The organism is Limnohabitans sp. (assembly GCF_038134685.1).
Classification (GTDB): domain Bacteria; phylum Pseudomonadota; class Gammaproteobacteria; order Burkholderiales; family Burkholderiaceae_C; genus Limnohabitans_A.
In genome coordinates, this window is the sequence record NZ_JAYPVP010000023.1 from 1 (window position 1) to 18763 (window position 18763).

General features: G+C 59.4%; 12 protein-coding genes. 5 read left to right on the forward strand and 7 right to left on the reverse strand.

Annotation, left to right across the window (positions count from 1 at the left end; all coding sequences use genetic code 11):
* Together AAFM15_RS09775 and AAFM15_RS09780 are read left to right on the forward strand one after the other, a co-directional pair.
* The coding region (locus tag AAFM15_RS09775; RefSeq protein WP_341686528.1) for an SIR2 family protein at positions 1–1181 on the forward strand (1181 nt) is incomplete at its 5' end.
* Positions 1178–2632 carry a nuclease PIN gene (locus AAFM15_RS09780; RefSeq protein ID WP_341686529.1) on the forward strand — a complete coding sequence of 485 codons (1455 nt, stop codon included), beginning with the start codon at positions 1178–1180 and terminating at the stop codon, positions 2630–2632. The genes AAFM15_RS09775 and AAFM15_RS09780, both read left to right, overlap by 4 nt.
* Positions 2633–2966: 334 nt before the next feature.
* Here AAFM15_RS09780 and AAFM15_RS09785 read toward each other — a convergent pair whose 3' ends face one another.
* From AAFM15_RS09785 to AAFM15_RS09805, 5 genes are all read right to left on the reverse strand, one after another.
* Complete coding sequence (locus AAFM15_RS09785; RefSeq protein WP_341686530.1) at positions 2967–5033, reverse strand: hypothetical protein; 2067 nt, start codon at positions 5031–5033, stop codon at positions 2967–2969.
* Positions 5034–5690: 657 nt separating this feature from the next.
* The gene (locus AAFM15_RS09790; RefSeq protein ID WP_341686531.1) at positions 5691–6974 is read right to left on the reverse strand and encodes an ATP-binding protein; all 1284 of its coding nucleotides are present in this window, start codon (positions 6972–6974) and stop codon (positions 5691–5693) included.
* Positions 6967–8574: a transposase gene (locus tag AAFM15_RS09795; RefSeq protein WP_341686532.1), complete on the reverse strand. Its 1608-nt coding sequence runs from the start codon at positions 8572–8574 to the stop codon at positions 6967–6969. The genes AAFM15_RS09790 and AAFM15_RS09795 overlap by 8 nt, the downstream gene beginning before the upstream one ends.
* A gap of 540 nt (positions 8575–9114) precedes the next feature.
* Complete coding sequence (locus AAFM15_RS09800) at positions 9115–10029, reverse strand: TnsA endonuclease N-terminal domain-containing protein (RefSeq protein ID WP_341686533.1); 915 nt, start codon at positions 10027–10029, stop codon at positions 9115–9117.
* A 238-nt stretch (positions 10030–10267) separates the two neighbouring features.
* Complete coding sequence (locus AAFM15_RS09805) at positions 10268–10570, reverse strand: hypothetical protein (protein ID WP_341686534.1); 303 nt, start codon at positions 10568–10570, stop codon at positions 10268–10270.
* Positions 10571–11074: 504 nt separating this feature from the next.
* Between AAFM15_RS09805 and AAFM15_RS09810 the strand changes: the two genes are divergently transcribed.
* From AAFM15_RS09810 to AAFM15_RS09820, 3 genes are all read left to right on the forward strand, one after another.
* Complete coding sequence (locus AAFM15_RS09810; protein ID WP_341686535.1) at positions 11075–11368, forward strand: XRE family transcriptional regulator; 294 nt, start codon at positions 11075–11077, stop codon at positions 11366–11368.
* Positions 11369–11431: 63 nt separating this feature from the next.
* Positions 11432–14524, forward strand: a complete 3093-nt coding sequence (locus AAFM15_RS09815) for an N-6 DNA methylase (protein ID WP_341686536.1) — start codon at positions 11432–11434, stop codon at positions 14522–14524.
* Between the two features lie 43 nt (positions 14525–14567).
* Complete coding sequence (locus AAFM15_RS09820) at positions 14568–15149, forward strand: hypothetical protein (RefSeq protein ID WP_341686537.1); 582 nt, start codon at positions 14568–14570, stop codon at positions 15147–15149.
* A 252-nt stretch (positions 15150–15401) separates the two neighbouring features.
* Here AAFM15_RS09820 and AAFM15_RS09825 read toward each other — a convergent pair whose 3' ends face one another.
* The gene (locus AAFM15_RS09825; protein ID WP_341686538.1) at positions 15402–16070 is read right to left on the reverse strand and encodes a hypothetical protein; all 669 of its coding nucleotides are present in this window, start codon (positions 16068–16070) and stop codon (positions 15402–15404) included.
* 737 nt (positions 16071–16807) lie between these two features.
* Positions 16808–18667, reverse strand: a complete 1860-nt coding sequence (gene glmS, locus AAFM15_RS09830; RefSeq protein ID WP_341686539.1) for a glutamine--fructose-6-phosphate transaminase (isomerizing) — start codon at positions 18665–18667, stop codon at positions 16808–16810.
* Positions 18668–18763 lie beyond the last annotated feature (96 nt).

Here is an 18763-nt window from a genome sequence, read left to right on the forward strand (position 1 = left end):
GCTTCGGACTGGTCGTTGCTGGCTACAGCGGACGCGATGATTCCGTTATGCAGGCTTTGAACGCTGTCCTTCGATCCCCCGTTCGCTATCCCAAAGGCATTTACTGGCTGTGCCGTGACGCCGACAGCTTGCTCCCAGCGGTCCGGGAACTACTTGAACAAGCTGAGTTGGCACAGGTGGATGTGCTCCTCGTCAGGGGCACCACCTTCGATGAGCTATGCGGAGACATCGCAGACGTCACGGACCTTCCCAGCTCGCTGGTCAGCCATGTGTTCGGCGACCGAAGCACCTCCGCTGTCGCGCAGGTACCGCTGCAGCGACAGGCGGTCTTGAAAGCGCCGGTGCTCAGGCTATCGGCCATGCCACTTATCGAGATGCCCAGGTCTGCCCGAAAGATCCGTGTGAGCTCGAAGATGGGCATCGCCGATGTTCGCGCCATTCTCAAGCAGTCCGGTGTGAGAGCCACCGTTGGCCAGGCTGGGGGCCCCGGCGTTCTTGCCGCCTTCGGACCCGACGCGCCACTGGAAAAAGCGCTAGCTCCCCTCGGAGCAAAGTTGGCGGGTGAGGTTGCGCTGGACATCGCCAAGGACTCCTGGGCCAAAGGCGTGATCTACGACGCACTCGTTCGCGCGCTCTGCAGGGACCTGCCGCTGTTCGCCCGGTTGCATGGCCGTGGCCACAGCCTGTCGGTATCACGTCCAAACAGCGGGCTTGCGAGGGAGCTGGCCCAGGCCAGGCGAGACCTGCTGTCACGTCTGAGGGATGCGTATGGCTCCGAATTGACCGGCCCGGTCCCAGGTACTTCCGGCAAGTACTCCGAAGGCCTGTCCATTCGCCTGGAGCAGGCCGACGAGCGCTGGTGGGCCGTGTTTGAACCGGCGACCTTCATTGACCTCGACCACCGCACACCTGATGCCGCTCCCCAACAAGCGACCGCCGAATGGCGCAAGGCCGAGGATTGGCGCAGGGAGCGCTGGGTGCAGAAGTACAACCACCGCTGGTCCGCGATCCTGGACGCCTGGGTGGAGTTGCTGACACATGCCCAAGGTCCCCGGCGCAGCGCCTACGGCTTGGCCCAGGAGGCAGGTGCTGATGCGATTTTCGAGCTGGGCGCCAAGACCGCGCGCAGCAGGCCCGCGCACGACCACGACTTCTTTCATGTGCAGCGGGGGCAACGATGAGTGCCGAAAATTCGCTCCCGATCAGCTTGCCTGCCTTCACGCTGCTGGAGGAACCCGAACTGGCGTTCGCGTCTGGAGACCCCAAGGCCCGCCACCGCCACCCACTGCTGGGACTGTTGCGGTTCGGCGCGTTCGACCAAGCTTCGTACCGGCACTATAGCCGGGACCTTCGCGTCGCGTATGTGGGGCCCAGATCGGGCGCTGCGCTGGTGCGCGACATGCGAGAGAGCCTGCGTGGACCCCAGCGCAACACCGACAACAACAGTTACGCACAGGCCTATCCGGGATTCGAAAACCTGTTCGGGGTAGACTTGCTCAGTGCCGACAAGCAGGCCCATGTCGTGTGGCCCGAGGAACTGTACGACCTCGGTCAGGGCGACACGGTCAGCGAGCGGGTACGCGCCGCGCTCCATCACGCACTCAGGCGCCTTGAGGCGGCGCGCGCCCAGTTTGACGTGGCGCTGGTGTACTTTCCCGACCGGTGGCTTCCGCATCTTCGCACTAAGGAGTTCGATGCACACGACGAACTCAAGGCACTGGGGGCTCAATTGGGCATTCCAACCCAGGTCATCAACGACAAATCGCTGAAGTTCGGCAACTGGGGGGCACGCGCGTGGCGGCTGTCCGTGGCGTTGTATGCCAAGGCCGGCGGGACGCCCTGGAAGCTGGCACCGATCGAGGGCATTCCCGAGGACACGGCCTACATCGGCCTGGCCTATGCCATCCGTCGATCCTCGGACGAAGCCCACTATGTGACCTGCTGCTCGCAGGTCTTCGACATGGAAGGAGGCGGCATGCAGTTCATTGCCTTCGAAGCGAACGATGCGATCGCCGACGAAGCCGAGGCACGGCGCAATCCCTTTCTTTCGCAAGCTGACATGCGGGCGGTCCTCACGCGCAGCGTCCGGCTCTACCTCGAAGGACATGCGGGCCGCGTCCCGCGTCGCCTTGTGATCCACAAGACCACCGCCTTCACCGAAAGCGAGCTCAAGGGAGTGCAGGACGCGACGCAGTCGATCCCGGAAGTCGAGTGCATCGAGATCGGCTCGAGCTCGGCATGGCGAGGCGTATGGATGGTCGAGACGCCAGGCAAGCAACCCAGTATCCAGCCAGCGCGCTTCCCTGTGCCACGCGGCACCTTGGTCATGACCTCGGGCAACGCGGCGCTCCTCTGGCTAGCCGGCAATGCACCTTCGGCTGTCGGGGGTAGGGACTACTTTCAAGGTGGCAAGAGCATCCCGAAGCCCATCGTTCTTCGTCGTCACATGGGGCGCGGCCCCTTCGATCTGCTGGCTTCCGAAGCCATGGCGCTCGCCAAGATGGACTGGAACAACGAGGCGCTTTACGACCCCTTGCCAGTGACGATCATGTACTCACAACGACTGTCGCGCACCATCTCGAATGTGCCAAGCTTGCCCGCGCATAGTTACCCCTATCGGTTATTTATGTAGGAAGCAATATCACGCGTAAGGCCCCCGCCGTACTTGCACACGAGTAGAACGAGGCTCCTCCTTCATGCATCAACGATCTCCCGTCGTAGCCTCGTTGTCGACAACTTAACGCATCCGCTTGCCCCGACGCGACGAGCGGAATCGAAGGAAAGAGCATGGCTTTCAAAATACTGGCACGCGCCAGTATCTGCAAACCCCGTGGTGGGATGCTACCGCATCAGCTATAGCCACATTCACAAATTGTTGGCCGCTGCACACCGGAAACTTACACCGTCTACCTTGACAGGACTCAATTAGCTTGAAGCAAGTGCAACACGACACTTCCGTGTGCCCACTACTCGAAGAACGCCGCTGAACCGGCGATTTCGATAGGAGTCCAGTCCTCATCCCGGTTTGTGATCCTCCGAGTAAGCTCGAACTCCGTGCCATACAGCCCCCCCAGATCTTCCGCCACCGCCCGCGCATGATTTGCGATGGCGCGCATTGTCTCGGTGTAGCTGTCGAAGTAGCCTATTCCTTTCGCAAGAAAGTGCGCCAAGTACGCTCCGAAGGCAGCTGATGGAAAGGGCATCACAGGCCAGAGATGGGAAATGCTGGCTTGGGCAGGCCCAGCCAAGCCTGGAGCCAATCCGACCCGTGGAACAAATCCAACTTCTTCGAAGCGACCTCCATCACAGACATTCAACACTAGAAGTCTTCGCTGGGAGCTGACAGGCGTCCTTTCCCAAACTTCCTCAAGTGCAGCCGTGCTCCCATCCCGAGCAATGTGCAGCTTCACCTCGTGTGGTGACCAGTGGTCGAACTCTCCATGAGAGATCACCCAGAAGACGTCGTACTCAGGGTTTTGATAAACGTCAAGGAATTTCTCCGGAGTACATGTCTCCGGAGCGTAGTGGTGCACAACAGCTCCATATTGCTCGAAGGCGAACCGGACCATTTCTAACTCCATGCCTTCCGTGATCAGTTGGCCGCCGCTCCACACCGCCACCTTTTTTGGTCGCCGGTCCGGGCGGCTCCTTCCAAGTGAGGCTGCGATAGGCCAAGTGCGCCCCCAAGTTCTTAATTGAGTGGCTTGAATCGGGTGCGCTTCCGTACCGAGTATTAGCTGCGACGTGGGCAGCCCCGGCACCTCGAAACCAGCAGGGCAATATGCCTCACGCAAGAGGTTCTCTATTTTCAACGCGGGATCGATGACCGGAACGCCTGGACGGTCAGGGACTTCCAAGGCGCTGTTGTCGGCGAACGCAACCGATTTGGCTGTCCCCATAAATTGATTGGTGGCCCTGACGACTGCCTCAAGCAATGCTTGGGTATCCCGCTGTAGCTCATATCGCACGTCGCCGAGAACCGCCTTAAAGCTTGTCTCGCCGAATGGAGCAGTCAGCAAAGTCGCCATCGAATCCAAAGGGTCGTCTGGGTGACGCAGCTGATACCACGCGTGCAGACCACGGAGCACATGGTTAGCACTTGGCATATCAAGACATTTGATGAAGTACGGCTGTACGTACTCCAGCTTACGCGCGGCGTCTCGTGTGAAGTTCAGGGGACCCAGTGTGTTTCGGTGCTTGGCCTGCAGCGTCTCCATCTCCGTCAGGACGGTGTCAGCACCCGCAGCGCCATCGCTGGTCTTCAACACGGTGACCATCATCTGGATCTTTTGTAATCCGACGAGATGGCCTTCAAACTCCACTAGTGCACGGTGAGCCCACGCCTCTGGTTCAGTGCGCGAGAATCGGCCCGCATTGGTCGCCAGCGTTATGCATAGTAAAGCTCTACACCAACCTGGCATTCGCTGGTCCTCGACAATGCTCTCCAACAAAGGGGTGAGCTTACGTGCTTGATCCGATGATTCCTTCGCAGCCCAGCCAAGCATCATCGCTCCCAATAGGATCTCAGGCGGGTCGATGAATGCGGGAGGTTGCTGCAAGGCCGCCTCTAAGGTGTCGACCGCCAACGGCCAGAAGACTTCTCCGACATTCTTCATCGCAGTGCGTCGGCGCGCATAGTCATAGAAGGCCATGAAGAAGGTGACCATTGTCGGAAGATAACCAGGCCAGGTGGCCAAACTTGCTGCACCACGAAACTCGAACAGTCTTCCAGTGTGCAACTCAACAATATGGGAATCACTTATCTCCTCAGACAGGGACCATCCTATCCAATCGCCCATCTGGGTCAGCTCACCTTCGTCCTGTGCCGCAGCGAGGCACCATGCGCATACGATGAACTGAGCGAACTGCGGGGTGATTCTGTGCTCCGCAGGAGCCTCTTTCTGCATCTCAATGAATCGTTTGACAAGATCGCCCCCCCTTTCCGGAGAGACTCTGCTTGCTTTGATACTGGCATCGTGAACACTGTCCAAGTAGACGTGCACCTGTGTCAATCGTTCAACCAAGCTTGTCATTACTTCTCCATAGGTCGGGGGGTGCGACGCCAGGTCGCAAGCTGATCAGAGCTTAGTTTTCGAGGGACAGGTGAGCCATTTTGAGCCAGGCATGCCCTCGCTGACGCTCCAATTACCTTTCGCCGCGCGAACTGCGAGCGTCGGGCACCCCTGTGTCGGCACGTTTGGGAGCAACTTTGTCAGTTGCCACCCCCACTTTAGGCGAAGATCGTGTGGAAGGTGGAATTTCGCCATCAAGCATCACCATTACCAACAACTAGCAGCGCTGCCATGGAGTCACTCACTCGAACAGGCCTAACAAAGTTTGTTAGTGGGCATAACCGTTCTAACCGACACCTTGATATTTTCGCGTTGATTCCAAGGCTGCGCTTTGAGAGGACGCGTGCCCTTTTCTTTGCGCACCCAGCTTGGACGCACTGTTTCGGGTGGAATTTGTGCGCGGGGCCACCCCTCTAGCATGGCCCTTACGCAGACATCTTCTTCCGCGCGACGCTACTCATATTTTATGTTGAGCGTCTATTTTCCGACAGTCCGCCAGAGCCCATCCAATGACCGCATAAGGTGAAAACTGCCGGCCAATGGGAGACGCTTGAAAGGCCGCAACCAGCCTTCGGCGGTCGTTGACACAGTCGAATCGGGCAGGTCGCTCAGTTACGCTTACTTCCCCAAACATCCAGGCAGCAAATCCTCATACGCCCCCATGCGCCTTGGATCCTGGCTCTGCAACGCCTCGATGACTTGAAAGGTCATCTTCATCGGGCCTTGAGCTGCAAACTCCAAGTCTTCCGGTTCAATGTGGCTCCCAGAACGCAATATGGCCCGGTGTTGGGCGTGATGCCAAAGTCCCACCGTGTTCCGCAGGAGCCCTCCACTGAGCCGATGCAGCTGTTGTCTCAATGTGGCGGTGGCAGCAATTTTTTGCGGCAACCACTGATAGTCAGCCAGTCTCGGCAGAAAAATCTTGCTGTAAAACGGATCGTCCGGCGTTTGAGCATGATTGAGAGTGATCAATCCCCCCGTTGAAAGGCGTGAGGCCGTGCTCATGCGCGACTCCATGGCGGCGAGGCCATCGGGTGTTCCGGCAAAGACCACGGGGATCTTGCTGGTGTTGGTGAGGTTCAGGATGAATTTAAGTGCCATGTCTTCCACAACCCGCAGCTGCGGTCTGGCCAGCCCACGGCGAGCGGCCTCCTGACGCAACTCCTTGCTCGACAACCTAAAAAGGTTCTGCACCTCATCGATCACCAGAACACCCAGAAAATGGCATCGCATCTTGGCAACCCACTCCGCAGCGGCATGACTGCCCACCCGCTGACGGCCCGACAAGACAAGCTCAAGGTAATGGGTACCCAGGGCCAAATCGGTTGCGCGAAACAAGGCTTCGGCCAAGTCCTTGAGCCGGCCAGACTCGGGTACATCCACTTTGAGCCAGACCAACTGGCGCACGGGCCCCACCAGGCCAGGGAACTTGTCATGGTTGGCTACTTGCGGCTTGAGCATCAAAGCCCGCTCCAGCGCCTCTGACTTGCCTACGCCAGACAAGCCCACCACGGCGGCAGCGAGCTGAACAGCCGCGTGGGCTCCCCCGAGGACCGGCAAGCCCGACAACAGCCGCCGCGTGGCCACATCGGCGGGATGACGGTGTACATAGCCTTGCCGAATCAGGAAGTCCAATGTCTGAGCCACCTGAATCCCAGGCTCGCTGGGCACATGCAAGCGCCGCAGGTTTCCCAATTCATGCACCAGGACATGGGGTGGCAGCTCGAACGGACCATGGGGCACAGGCGGCAAGCAGATCAGTCTGCCGACAATCTCCCTTGGGGATAGGATCGGCCCGCAGACCTCGATCAGCGGATTACCGGCATACAGGTCGATGGTGGCGTCGGTTTGGCCAGTCTGCGATCCACGATGCAGCAATGAGGATTCGATTTGTTCATGCATGCGGCGCTCGATTCATCTCGGCAAACACAGCGTCCATCAGTGCCGTATACCCTTCACTGGCCTGATCCTCAGTCTCCACCTCTTGTGGTGCAGGCGTAGGCAAGGCATTGGCCCCGGTCATGCGTTCCAGCAGGCGGGCATCCCGGACCTGTGGAATGGCGTTTGGCGGGATCGCCTCATGGGCTTCCCGTGTGCGCTCCAACGCCTGCTTGCGCAGATGCTCCTGCTGGGCCGCCAGACGAGTGGCCGCCTGCAGCTTGCGGTACGCGCGGTCGTCCTGCTTCATGCGCTCGACCATCAACGCATCGCGCCAGTCGTACAAGGAAGCCTCTGGAATCGCCCGGGCGTTGCTCTTGAGACGAAATTCCTCCAGACCACCGTCCGGATTGGCCCACCAGAACCGTGACGTCGAACCCGGGAAGAAGTGCACCCCTTGCTCACGGGCCCCGAAATTGCGGGCCTGAGCCGTCCATTGCTGCCGCAAGGCCACGTCGGCCTCGTACTCGCTGGATTCCCAGAAAACCCCGTCCCGCCGCACCACCGCCTGGCCTTGCGCCAGAAGACTGGTGAACAGCAATTGTGGTGAGACGGCTTGCCCAAAGGCCAGGCCCGCATCATGCCCAAAGCGCCACAGGCCTGCCGGGGTGGGGTCTACGCCGGCCGCGATCATCTCGGCCGTCATGCGGTGAGACCGGTCAGCGTAGAGGTTGTAATGCGCAAACAAGCCATGCAGGTACTGCACGTACTCGCGCAGATTCAGCGCCGACTCTTTGGCATCACGACGCAGTTCCAATTCCTTGCGCCGTGCGTCAATTGCGCCCGGCAGAAACCGGTACTGCTCGTCTTTCATGATGCGGTGCAGTACTTCCACCGTTCCCTTCCAGTCCGGACGGCGCGGAGGTGCGAATTCCAGGTTCAGCCGCAATGCCAAGCCTGTTTCCTTGGCTGTAGCAGACAGGTATTCACCCCGGTCGCAGCGCAGACGGTAGGGCTGTTGAGGCCGCGGCCACAGGGTCTGGATCGGCTCATACCCCCAGAGGTCGCCCAGCAAGGCGGGATCACACAAGGTGGAGAACAAGGCGAGCTTGGCGTCGCGCCAAGCTGGGCCTTCCAGGCAGGCATAAAAACCCACCACTGCCGTGGACCAGACATCCACCACCACATAGACGATGGGCCGTCCCACGATCCAGGCGGGGCAAATGCGGCTTCGTAAATGGATGTCCCCAATGGTCGAGTCAATCGCGTAGGTGTGGCCAGGACCAGGTACGCCGTCATAGGCCCGGCCTCGGATGCCGCGCAGATTGCGGTTGAAATGCCCCTGGGTGGTGTTGCGCAACACGCGCTCCAGATCCTTGACCGAACTCTCGATCACATAGCGCACCTGTCGCTGGTTGGGGAAACTGCCGGCTGGCGGCAGTATGGGCACACGAATGTCCCCTTCCTGCTGATACTGGGTCACATAGGCAGCCTCCACGATCTGACGGTACAGGGTGCCCAAAGACAGACCCGGCCGCATCAGACGGCGGTAGTGGTGCAGGATTTTGGGGTGATCTGCCTCTTCCAGGCCTCGCTGAGGTTGCGGATCGGGTGCCCCGAGCACCTGCTTGAGCGTAGGGCGTCCAGACTTGCGACGCCGCGTAGCGTGGAATCAGGGCTGCCTGCGTGAAGCCAAACTGCACCAACACCGCCCACAGCTGATACCCCAGCGGCCTTGAACACGGGCCCTGCTTACAAACCTCCCGAACCAAGGCACCCAGGCGGCCACCTGGCCCCACCAAGGCCTGTACCCGCAGAGGGTCGAGCATGGGTTGTGCCGTTCGCACCCGCCACTCCCACTGCTCTCGCTCACTGGTCGTCAGCTCTTCTGGTGCCCGCAATTGCCTGGCTGGCAACGCGATGTCCACAGCGCTCATTTGGGTGAGCTGCTCCCAGTTGCGCAAAGTCTGCACGGCAACCGGGTGCAGGGAACCCAATGCTGGGCTATTGCTCGCTGCCACTGCCTTGCCGTCGGCATCCGGCTTTTGCAGGGACATTCCACCTGCATAGGCCAGCCAAATGCTGCGGCCGTCCTCTGACTGGGCAACCACCCTGTAAAACCCTTCAAGGCTATCCGTGGCCAGGCGCAGCATCTCATTAAAAATCAGTTGTGCCATGCCGTCCTCCTGGAAGCCACGGGGTTCTGGAGCCGGAACCCTTCTTCACTCAACAGGCGCAGCGGAGCAGAAGGCCGCACAGGAGATGACAAATCCAGCGGCAGCAGGCCATAGCCAACCGACTTCCATAACAGACATTGGGCGCGGTCACTGCTCACCTTGATCCGTTCTGCGATCTTGCCTATCGCCTGCCCAAAGGTTCTGCCCGCAAGATCGGCACGCCATGGCATCAACTCACCAAGCTGGACCAGCAAGCTCTCGTCGTCTGCTGCCAGCATCCAGGACAGACAACTTTTGAGTGTTCTGAATACCTCCAGCGAGCACAGCTCTGGCGTGATGAGAAGCCAGGTGAAGCCTTGCCGAACCCAGTATTCACGTTCGATGGTGAGCAGCTCCCTGGTCCGCTCCTTTTCTGCTTCCGAGCCTTCCTTGACGCTGATGGCCAACAGTTGTTTACGCCCATTGGGCATGACCAGTGTCACCACAAAGTCAGTCGTCATCACCCAAGGGACGACCCGCCCCTTAGAGCGCATAACGGGGTGCGCAATGTTGAGATCCTGTGCGATCTCCAGTGTGCCCGCTGACCATCCCGCCTGCTTGAACAGGCAATAGGGCGAGACGTCAGAGGGATGAGATTTCAGCGCCAACGGGTATTGCTCTCGCAAATCAACCACATTGCTGAGCATGGTGCACAGACCAAAAACCACCCATTCGTTGTCCGACAGCAGGTGGTGCAAGCGATCAAGCCGCCAATTCACCAGATGCGATCTCCCTCGGCTGGCTGGATCGGCCGGGCGGACCTGATGCCACGGGATGTAATCCTTGCCTGTGCCTGTCCCGCGCTTTTCCTTGCGCCAACGGTCTAAAAGCTCAGGCGTAAAGCGTCTGCCTTTCACGTACATAACTCCTCCTTTTGCGGCGCGCAGGGACGAGTTCAGCCCGTGCCCGCATTGCCGCGTTCACAAAATAAACAAGGGGGAGTTGACGCGCCGACTGGACGCGGGTAGATTTCAGCTTCGACCTAGAAATCTGGGCTCCCCCAGTACACAACGCCTCCTGTTTGCAGACAGGGGGCGTTTTTGTTTGGGATGGGTCTGTGGTGTTTCGCTGGGTGTAGCGACCTCCTGTTGTCTGGGTCAGTTACTGCGCACTGGCAGTCATGTGCGGACGGCGAGCTGCCGTTTTTCGGGGTATGTCATCGGGCTTAACTTGTTGCCCTGACCGGGCCTGGGCCGCTTGCGTCAGGAACTCGGCCACCTCATCCGTCATGGCAAAAAGCCCGCGCCGACCCTTGATCTCCACCGGGAGAAACGGAAGTTGCCCACGTGCTTTGGCTGCCTGCAGAGCGGCCACGCTGGGGTAATACAACACCTTGCAGATGGCCTTGGCATCCATCAAAGGGCCATAGATGCTCCAAAGGGATTTATGGATATTCGTTTGCATGCTGATGCCTGTAGGGGGTTCTGCGCAAAGCCTTTGCTCAATACGTGGTTTGTTGGGCATCGTAGGGATTTGCAGATGAATCTGCAAACCTGTTTAGCGCCGAAAAGTACAGCCATGTTTTGAGCCGATGAAGGAAGCGCGGCTCATCAGCTATCACTGAAAAATGAAAACCCAAGCGGCTCTAGACGCTTTGGTTCAGTTTGTCATTGCGACTTGCTAGGATCGTGCTTTCATCATGAAAGCACTGACGCCGATTACCCGATATAAATAGTCGACCATTCATGAGAGCACTCAAATGGACGTCCACTCAAGGTTGAACTGAGTCATTTGCCTTCGACGGTCTGAGCGACCGCTTCAGCCATGACCGGCCAATTGACATAAAGCGTGAGAGCTGAGCGAGGAAACTCATCTGGCCGATGTCCACATGCATGCCTGCGCTAGTTCGGGCTGGATGCTCATGTTTTTATGTGCTTTAATCTCATTAAACTATGAGCCAACTGCGGCGTGACCTACGAAAATTTTCTTGTTGAACTGAACAAAGCTGGCCTCAGCGTCAAGCGTTTTGCTGACTTGATCGGCATGCAGCCCAACTCGGTTTCCAACAACAAGAAGAGGGGCGAGGTACCCGTCCATCTCGCTTTGATCGCCACTCTCCTCGCTGAAATGTCCGCCCGTCAGATCGATTACGAACCCGTCATGGCACGAGTGCAACCGCTCAAGAAGCGGCCACGTGGTGCAGCGGTGGAAGGGCGGTTTGCAGGCGACAAGCAAACCACGCTGGGGTTCACCGATGAGTGAGCATGAAAGCAGCAGTGCGCTGTGCCGCGCGATAGCTTCGGCGCAACCGGGACGGCACGGCTCATGAGTGCAGTGATCGATTCCCGCTGGGTCAGCGCTCTGGCACTCGACCGACGGCGGGCGCCCGAGTTCTATGCGGCAGGCAGCAGCGTCGCTGCAGGCGCGCATGCCGACGCAATCCGCTTTGCGCTCGGCGAGTTGGGGCTGTCGGCTGTCAGCTGCATCAATGGCGTTCCCACTGTTGGATTTCTGAGCGATCCGAATGTTTCCGTGGAACGTGTCGATGAGCTCCACCGAATTCTGTGGAACCAGGGCTTGATGAGCCTACTGCTGGTTATTCGCGATGACGAACTGACGGCGTACTCGCTTGTCCAGCGTCCACTGTACCTCGATGAAAGCCGGGGCAAAGACCCGCGGCTGGTCAAGACACTAAACCTGTTGACCGATGCGCTCACATTGCGTGAACTGCTCGATGCCACGGAGTCCGGCCGGTTCTGGTTCGAGAACGAAGGCTACTTCAATCCAGACAATCGGGTCGACAACGTCCTGTTGGTCAATCTGCTGGCTGCGTTTCAATGTCTCAAGGACGAACTGGGCGCAGAACCGGCCCAGGCTCTGTTGATGCAGACGATGTTCATGGCCTACCTGGAAGATCGGCAGATCATCGGAGAGGCGGTCTTCCGTGAAGCGTCGCAGGATCGCTACGGAAGTCTCCAGGAACTGCTCGACGCTGGAAAGCCTGCGCCTTTTGAAAAGCTGTTTGTCTGGTTGCATGAGGCGTTCAACGGCAACATCTTCAAGGCGCCGTGTGCCTTCGAAATTGGGGACGGATCGCCGCCCAAGCTGAAGCCTGCGCACTTGGCCGTGCTCGCGCGGTTCCGTCATGGCCGAGAGGACATGTCCACCCGGCAACTGCGATTCTGGGGCTACGACTTTCGGTACATGTCGATCGGGCTGATTAGTGCGGTCTACGACCGTTTCCTGAAGGAGGAGGCAGCGAAGAAGAATGCGGACGGTGCGTTCTACACCCCGATGTTCCTGGCCGACATCGTCGTCAATCAGCTATGGGGCGAGTTGACCGACGATCAGAAGGCCGCAGGCGTCTATTGCGATCCGGCATGCGGCTCCGGCATTTTCCTAGTGCGGCTGTTCCAGCGCCTGGTTGCCCACCACTGCCATGTCAAGGGTAAGTCGCATGCCACCTGGACCGAGCTGAAGGGTTTCGCCAGTCGACTTCATGGCGGCGACATCAATTCGTCGGCCGTGCGTGTCGCGGCTTTTTCGCTCTACATCGCGCTCCTCGAACTCTCCAGTCCTTCTGATCTGCCCAGGCTCATCAAGGCCGGGAAAATGCTGCCACCGCTGTATGGCAAGACGCTACACCCAGGGGCGGACTTCTTCAGCGTCAAGGAGGCGCCGACGTATGACGTGGTCATCGGTAACCCTCCTTGGAAGGGACGCACAGGACTGGAGACGACCGCACAGAACTGGGCCAGGGCCAAGGGGTATCTGCTACCGGCCAAGGACATCGCATGGGGTTTTGTGTGGAAAGCGCTGGAGAGCGTGAAGGCCACCGGGCTTGTGGCGTTCCTGCTGCCGGCCATGGGTACCTTGCACAACACCGACAGCCAAGCTGCACGCAAGATGTTACTAGAGCGGTCCAGGGTCCGGCGGATCATCAACATGTCGGATCTGTGCTTCCAGCTGTTCGACGGGGCGGCACGCCCCACTGCATTTGTGCTCTACAGCCCGCAACAGCAGAAAGCCCGCTACCGGTTCGAGTACTGGGTCCCCAAGGCTGATCTCAACCTTCGACTCAAACGGCTGGTCACGCTCTCTCGAGCGGATCGTCTGACGTTGCGCTCGGACCTGGTCGCGAGTGATCCGACCGTGTTCAAGCGGCGGTTGTGGACGCGCGCCCCGGAGGAGCGGCTCCTGCAGTACCTCCGGACGATGCCTCCCTTGTCGTCGTTCGTTCACGTGTTCAAAGAATTCAAACGCGCCAAGCTGGAGTTCATTCGCGACGAGCACTGGGTAATCGGGCAGGGCTTCAAGCCAGCGCAGGAGGATCGCCTGGATGATGATGACTACCAGACGACCACGGCAGAGATCGTGACCCGTCTTCCGTATTTGGACGCGAACCAGTTTCAGGCAGTCGCGCTTCCGAAGGTGGATCACGTGCCATGGCGAGAGTCCCTCGTGCATAGGGCCGGCTTCGAAGCCGGGTTTCACGGCCCCCACATCATCATTGCCCAAGGGGTGAAGCGCGCCGTTGGACGTGTGCGGGCAGCGTTCAGCTATCAGGATCTCGTGTTCGAGCATTCGCTTCAGGCAATGACCGTGCCGCCTGCACAGGCTCACAGAGGGATGGTGCTCACTGCCGTGCTGAACAGCAGTTTGGCGGCCTGGTTCTATTTCCATGACACCGCAAACCTCGGTGCAGACCGAGCGAAGGTTCATCAGGGTGAACTGCTGAAGCTTCCATTCGACGTCCCTGAGAACATGCCGGAGCCGGAGAAGGCACTGAAGGCGGAGAAGGAGCTTGTCGCGCTGATCACGACGGAGGTGGCAAGCACGGGGAATCTGCTTGTTGCTCAGGATGACGTCTTGAGCAAGATCGACCGCCTTGTGTTCGATTACTACGGTCTCGACGCCAGTGATGTGGCCATCGTCGAGGACACGTTCAACACTGTGATCCCCGCCATGCAGCCCAGGCGCAGCGCCGGACTGCAACCCATCTGGGCTGCCGCGTCGCCACGCCAGCGTGAGGCCTATGCGGCCATGCTGTGCAAAGCCCTGGCGCCACACTTCCGCGTGCCAGTCAGCGCCTCGTTGGTGGCACGCGCTACGGACGTCGCCGTGTTGAAGCTGACGATTGGTGATGCGGTTACGCCGTATGCGGAGAACACCTCGAGCGAGTTCAACGACTTCCTCACGCCGATCACCGCGAAGCTCTCGATGGAGATGCCAGGCAACGTACAACTGATACCTGATCTGCGCATTGTCGACGGCCGCGATATGTATCTCGTGAAGCCCTCTGCAGTCAGGCACTGGCTTCGGTCCACGGCACTGGCGGACGCGGAACAAATCGCCGCAGACTTGGCGGCGGCCGTTGCTCGCCATGGCCAGGAAGGGGCAGCTCGTGCTTGCGGGTAGTCCTGGAGTCTGGCTCACTCATTTCCGAGACCTTAGCGAGCAGATGGCTGAAGCAATCGAGGACGCGTGGCCGGTCTGCATCAAGCCCCTGCAAGCCAGGAAGGGCGCCATGACGCACGAGGATCACATCACCGTGCATCTCGTAAGTGCCCTCAGAAGGACCAAGAAAGTGCCTGGCCGCATCGAGTACCAGTACTCCTTACAGGAGGAGCATGCCGACGGTTTCGTGACCACGCCGAGCAGCATCGACTTTGTACTGACCGTGGGGGACGATGAAGAGGTCTACATGGCCTACGAATGCAAGCGGCTGAACGTGACCTATGAGACTCGAGTCCGCAACTATTGCGGGCCATATGTCGATGAAGGCCTGATGCGTTTCGTATCGGGTCAATACGCCAAAGGGCTCCCAATGGCGACGATGATCGGCTATGTCATGAACGGCAACAATGCCACCGCGCGCCACGGCTTGCGGCGAGTGATGAAGCTACGCGCCGCTGCTCTACGGCTGACCGCTGAGCAGGATCGTCTCTCGACAGTAGGGCGTCCCACGCGATTCACTTCCACGCACGATTGCGTTTCCGGGCACAGCATCAGCGTCGAGCATCATCTCTTGCCTTGGCCGTAATAGTTCACTCCAGTGCGTGCCCTGGATCGCCTGTAAACCCCTGACGTTACCCCCAGACGCCTCTCAGGGCATGCCACGGAATGTTCACGCCGGAGTAAACGCAAATGCCCGTTGTCGCTATGCGGCGCAAGTCACGGCAGATGAGGGCGTACAGGCGCATGCGGTCATCCTTGAATGAGAGGTACGGTTCTGCTGCCCAGCGCGCAACGCGCCCGAACCGTCGGCCGTCTTCGGGGGGCTCCTTCTCGGCGGTCATTTATCGGTCTCCTTGGGTTTCGATCGCTTCGGCTTGACGGGCGTGTCGTCGTCAGCCTTCTCGGCCTTCTTCATAGCTGCTTTCTTCACGGCAGCCTTCGTCACGGCAGCCTTTTCCGGCTCTAAGCGTTCGAGGTAGTCGTCGTAGTCCTTGATGTCGCGCTCTGCGCCGATGTCGATCAGGCGGTCACGGAAGCGACCGTAGAACGAAGTCTGCGTCTTGCTCTGTCGCCGCAATTTTTCGACGCCGATGTTCGGGTTTAGCAGCAGTACGTAGTGAAAATCGCCGGTCGAGCCTTCTTTAGTTTCGATGAAGCCGAGGTCGCGCAATGAGCGCATGCGACGGCGCCATGTGTCCACCGCCCGCTCGCCCTCGAAACCAGCTTCGGTCGCAAAGACGTTAGGCGCGTCAATTGTGAGCAGCGGATGATCCGGAGCGCGGATCCAGAGGCAGAGCAGGACGTGCCCTGCAGGCTGGCCTTTCGACTGCGCGTCGATCGCCTGCATCGCGAGCGGTAGCGTGCGCGGAATGGTCGAGAAGCCGTGGTTGCGCGAGCGTTTCCACAACAGTTCCTCGGGGTAGTCGGGGAACTGGATCTTCATCTGTTCCTCGGCGCGCTCGGTCATGTTGAGGCGGCGACGCCGAGACTGCTTTTGGGTAGCCATGGTTGAGGTCCGTCTTGAGTTTTGATGCGCTCAATTGGACGCGCATTACTACACAACTGCAAGGATTCAATACGCGTAACCTCACTCATTTCAAAACAAAATCAGGCACCTCACAATGCATGAGTTTTTTAATGGTTAGCGCATCTGAATTACTCTAATTGCGTGTATCCGCAGACATTCATCAAAAAAAAATTCGCCAAATCAATGACTTATGAGGAAATCGCGGTGCTCCCTGTCCTCCAGTCCTCGTTGTGCTCAATGTTCTCCATGTACTCCCGGTAAAGGGTGAAGGGAATGGGCCGCCGGGTTTGCAGGCTCGGATAGCGTCTTCGTGCGCTGTTGCTGCGTCTTCAGGAATGAGCTCAGCATGCACTAGCGTCTGGACGGGCGGCAGGTGGTCGAGCATCTACTGCAGAGTCGTGAGCGGCACCTTGTTGTGTTCGAGGCACCATGACGGCAATCATTTCAGGCTGGTTGGCGTCAGCTGAATGTCTGAAGAGCGACCGAGCGTGCGCATTGACGCTGAACCATTGGCTGACCGCAACCGCTGCCAACAAGTCATCAAGAAGTTTTCCGTAGAAGCTCTGCGGCAGACCGCACTTGCAATCCGCTAATCAATTGCGCTTTCCGGCATCTGGGTCAGACTTGTCTACGACTTTATTGCCATGTCTACGACTCTTTTGCCATGTCTACGACTTTATTGTCAAAGAACAGCATGGCTTGATTATGGCTGAGGGTCACTCCACCGTAACGCTTTTGGCAAGGTTACGTGGTTTGTCCACATCGGTGCCTCGCGCACACGCCGTGTGATAACTCAACAGCTGCAGCGGCACCACGTGCAGGATGGGCGAGAGCACGCCATAGTGCTCGGGCATGCGAATCACGTTCACGCCTTCGCTGCTTTCGATTTTGGTGTCGCCGTCGGCCAGCACATAGAGCACGCCGCCACGGGCGCGCACTTCCTGCATATTGCTCTTGAGCTTTTCCAGCAGGACGTCGTTGGGGGCCACGGTGACCACGGGCATGGCGCTGGTCACCAGGGCCAACGGGCCGTGCTTGAGTTCACCGGCTGCATAGGCCTCGGCGTGGATGTACGTAATTTCTTTCAGCTTGAGCGCACCTTCGAGCGCGATGGGGTAATGCGTGCCGCGGCCCAGGAAGAGCGCGTTCTCTTTGCTGGCAAATTCTTCGGCCCAGCTGATGAGTTGCGGCTCCAGCGCCAGCACGGCTTGCAATGCGGCAGGCAGGTGGCGCATGTCCTTGATGTGCTGGGCTTCCTCGGCATCGCTCAGGTGGCCCTTCGTCTGGGCCAGTGCCAGCGTGAGCAGGAACAAGCCAGCGAGTTGCGTGGTGAAGGCCTTGGTCGATGCCACGCCGATTTCGGCGCCCGCACGGGTCACGTAGGCGTGCTTGCATTCGCGCACCATGGCGCTGGTGCTCACGTTGCAGATGGTCAGCGTCTGCGTCATGCCGAGGCTTTGTGCGTGGCGCAGTGCAGCAAGGGTGTCGGCCGTTTCGCCGCTTTGGGTAATGGTAACGACCAAGGTCTTCGGGTCGGGAACCGATTCGCGGTAGCGGTATTCGCTGGCGATCTCGACCTGGCAAGGCACCTTGGCGATCGCCTCGATCCAGTACTTGGCCACGCAGCCACTGTAGTAGCTGGTGCCGCAGGCCAGGATCAGCACCTTGTCAATGGCCTTGAAGGTGCTGTAGGCACCGTCGCCAAACAGCTCGGGCGTGATGCCTTCCACGCCTTCGAGCGTGTCGGCAATGGCGCGCGGCTGCTCGAATATTTCCTTTTGCATGTAGTGGCGATACGGCCCCAGATCGGCCGCGCCGCTGTGTGCATGCACGGTTTTCACGGGGCGCTGGACGGACTTGTGGTCACGGTCCACGATCCAGTATTTACCCAACTGAATATCGACCACATCGCCTTCTTCGAGGTAAACGATCTGGTCGGTCACACCGGCAAGGGCCATGGCGTCGCTGGCCAGAAAGGTTTCGCCCTGGCCTGCGCCCAAAATGAGGGGCGAACCGGCACGCGCGCCGATCACACGCTGGGGTTCGTCCTTGTGGAACACGGCAATCGCATAGGCGCCGTGCAACTGGCGAATGGCGGTCTTGACGGCTTCGAACAGGTCGCCGTCGTACACGCTGTCCACCAGGTGGGCGATGACTTCGGTGTCGGTCTGGCTGGCAAACACATAGCCTTTGGCTTGCAAGGCGGCGCGCAGTTCTTCGTGGTTTTCGATGATGCCGTTATGCACCAGCGCGACCTTGCCGGGCTTGGCGTCTGTGGCGCCGGTGCCGTGGCTGAAGTGGGGGTGGGCGTTGTGCACCGCCGGTGCGCCGTGCGTGGCCCAGCGGGTGTGGGCGATGCCGGTCCCGCCCTCCACTTTGTCGGCGCTGACCTGGTCCATCAACTCGGCCACGCGCGCCGTGCTGCGCGCGCGCTGCAGGCCGCCGTTGCCCCCCAGGCTGGCCGCATGCACCGCCACGCCGCAGGAGTCATAACCCCGGTATTCGAGCCGCTGCAGACCCTGCACCAGCACGGGAACGATGTTGCGTGAAGAAACGGCGCCGACGATGCCACACATGGTGATCAACCTTAGAACAATGCAATCCCGGCATCGTAGGCCCGGTTTAAAGAAATTTCAGATCAATATTTTTTGATTGATGAAACAAATAGACTC

Bases quoted from the DNA above. Each gene is read 5' to 3' on its own strand.
- AAFM15_RS09780 (WP_341686529.1), top strand. From the start codon at position 1,178: ATGAGTGCCGAAAATTCGCTCCCGATCAGCTTGCCTGCCTTCACGCTG.
- AAFM15_RS09785 (WP_341686530.1), bottom strand. From the start codon at position 5,033: ATGACAAGCTTGGTTGAACGATTGACACAGGTGCACGTCTACTTGGAC.
- AAFM15_RS09790 (WP_341686531.1), bottom strand. From the start codon at position 6,974: ATGCATGAACAAATCGAATCCTCATTGCTGCATCGTGGATCGCAGACT.
- AAFM15_RS09800 (WP_341686533.1), bottom strand. From the start codon at position 10,029: ATGTACGTGAAAGGCAGACGCTTTACGCCTGAGCTTTTAGACCGTTGG.
- AAFM15_RS09805 (WP_341686534.1), bottom strand. From the start codon at position 10,570: ATGCAAACGAATATCCATAAATCCCTTTGGAGCATCTATGGCCCTTTG.
- AAFM15_RS09815 (WP_341686536.1), top strand. From the start codon at position 11,432: ATGAGTGCAGTGATCGATTCCCGCTGGGTCAGCGCTCTGGCACTCGAC.
- AAFM15_RS09820 (WP_341686537.1), top strand. From the start codon at position 14,568: ATGGCTGAAGCAATCGAGGACGCGTGGCCGGTCTGCATCAAGCCCCTG.
- AAFM15_RS09825 (WP_341686538.1), bottom strand. From the start codon at position 16,070: ATGGCTACCCAAAAGCAGTCTCGGCGTCGCCGCCTCAACATGACCGAG.
- glmS (WP_341686539.1), bottom strand. From the start codon at position 18,667: ATGTGTGGCATCGTCGGCGCCGTTTCTTCACGCAACATCGTTCCCGTG.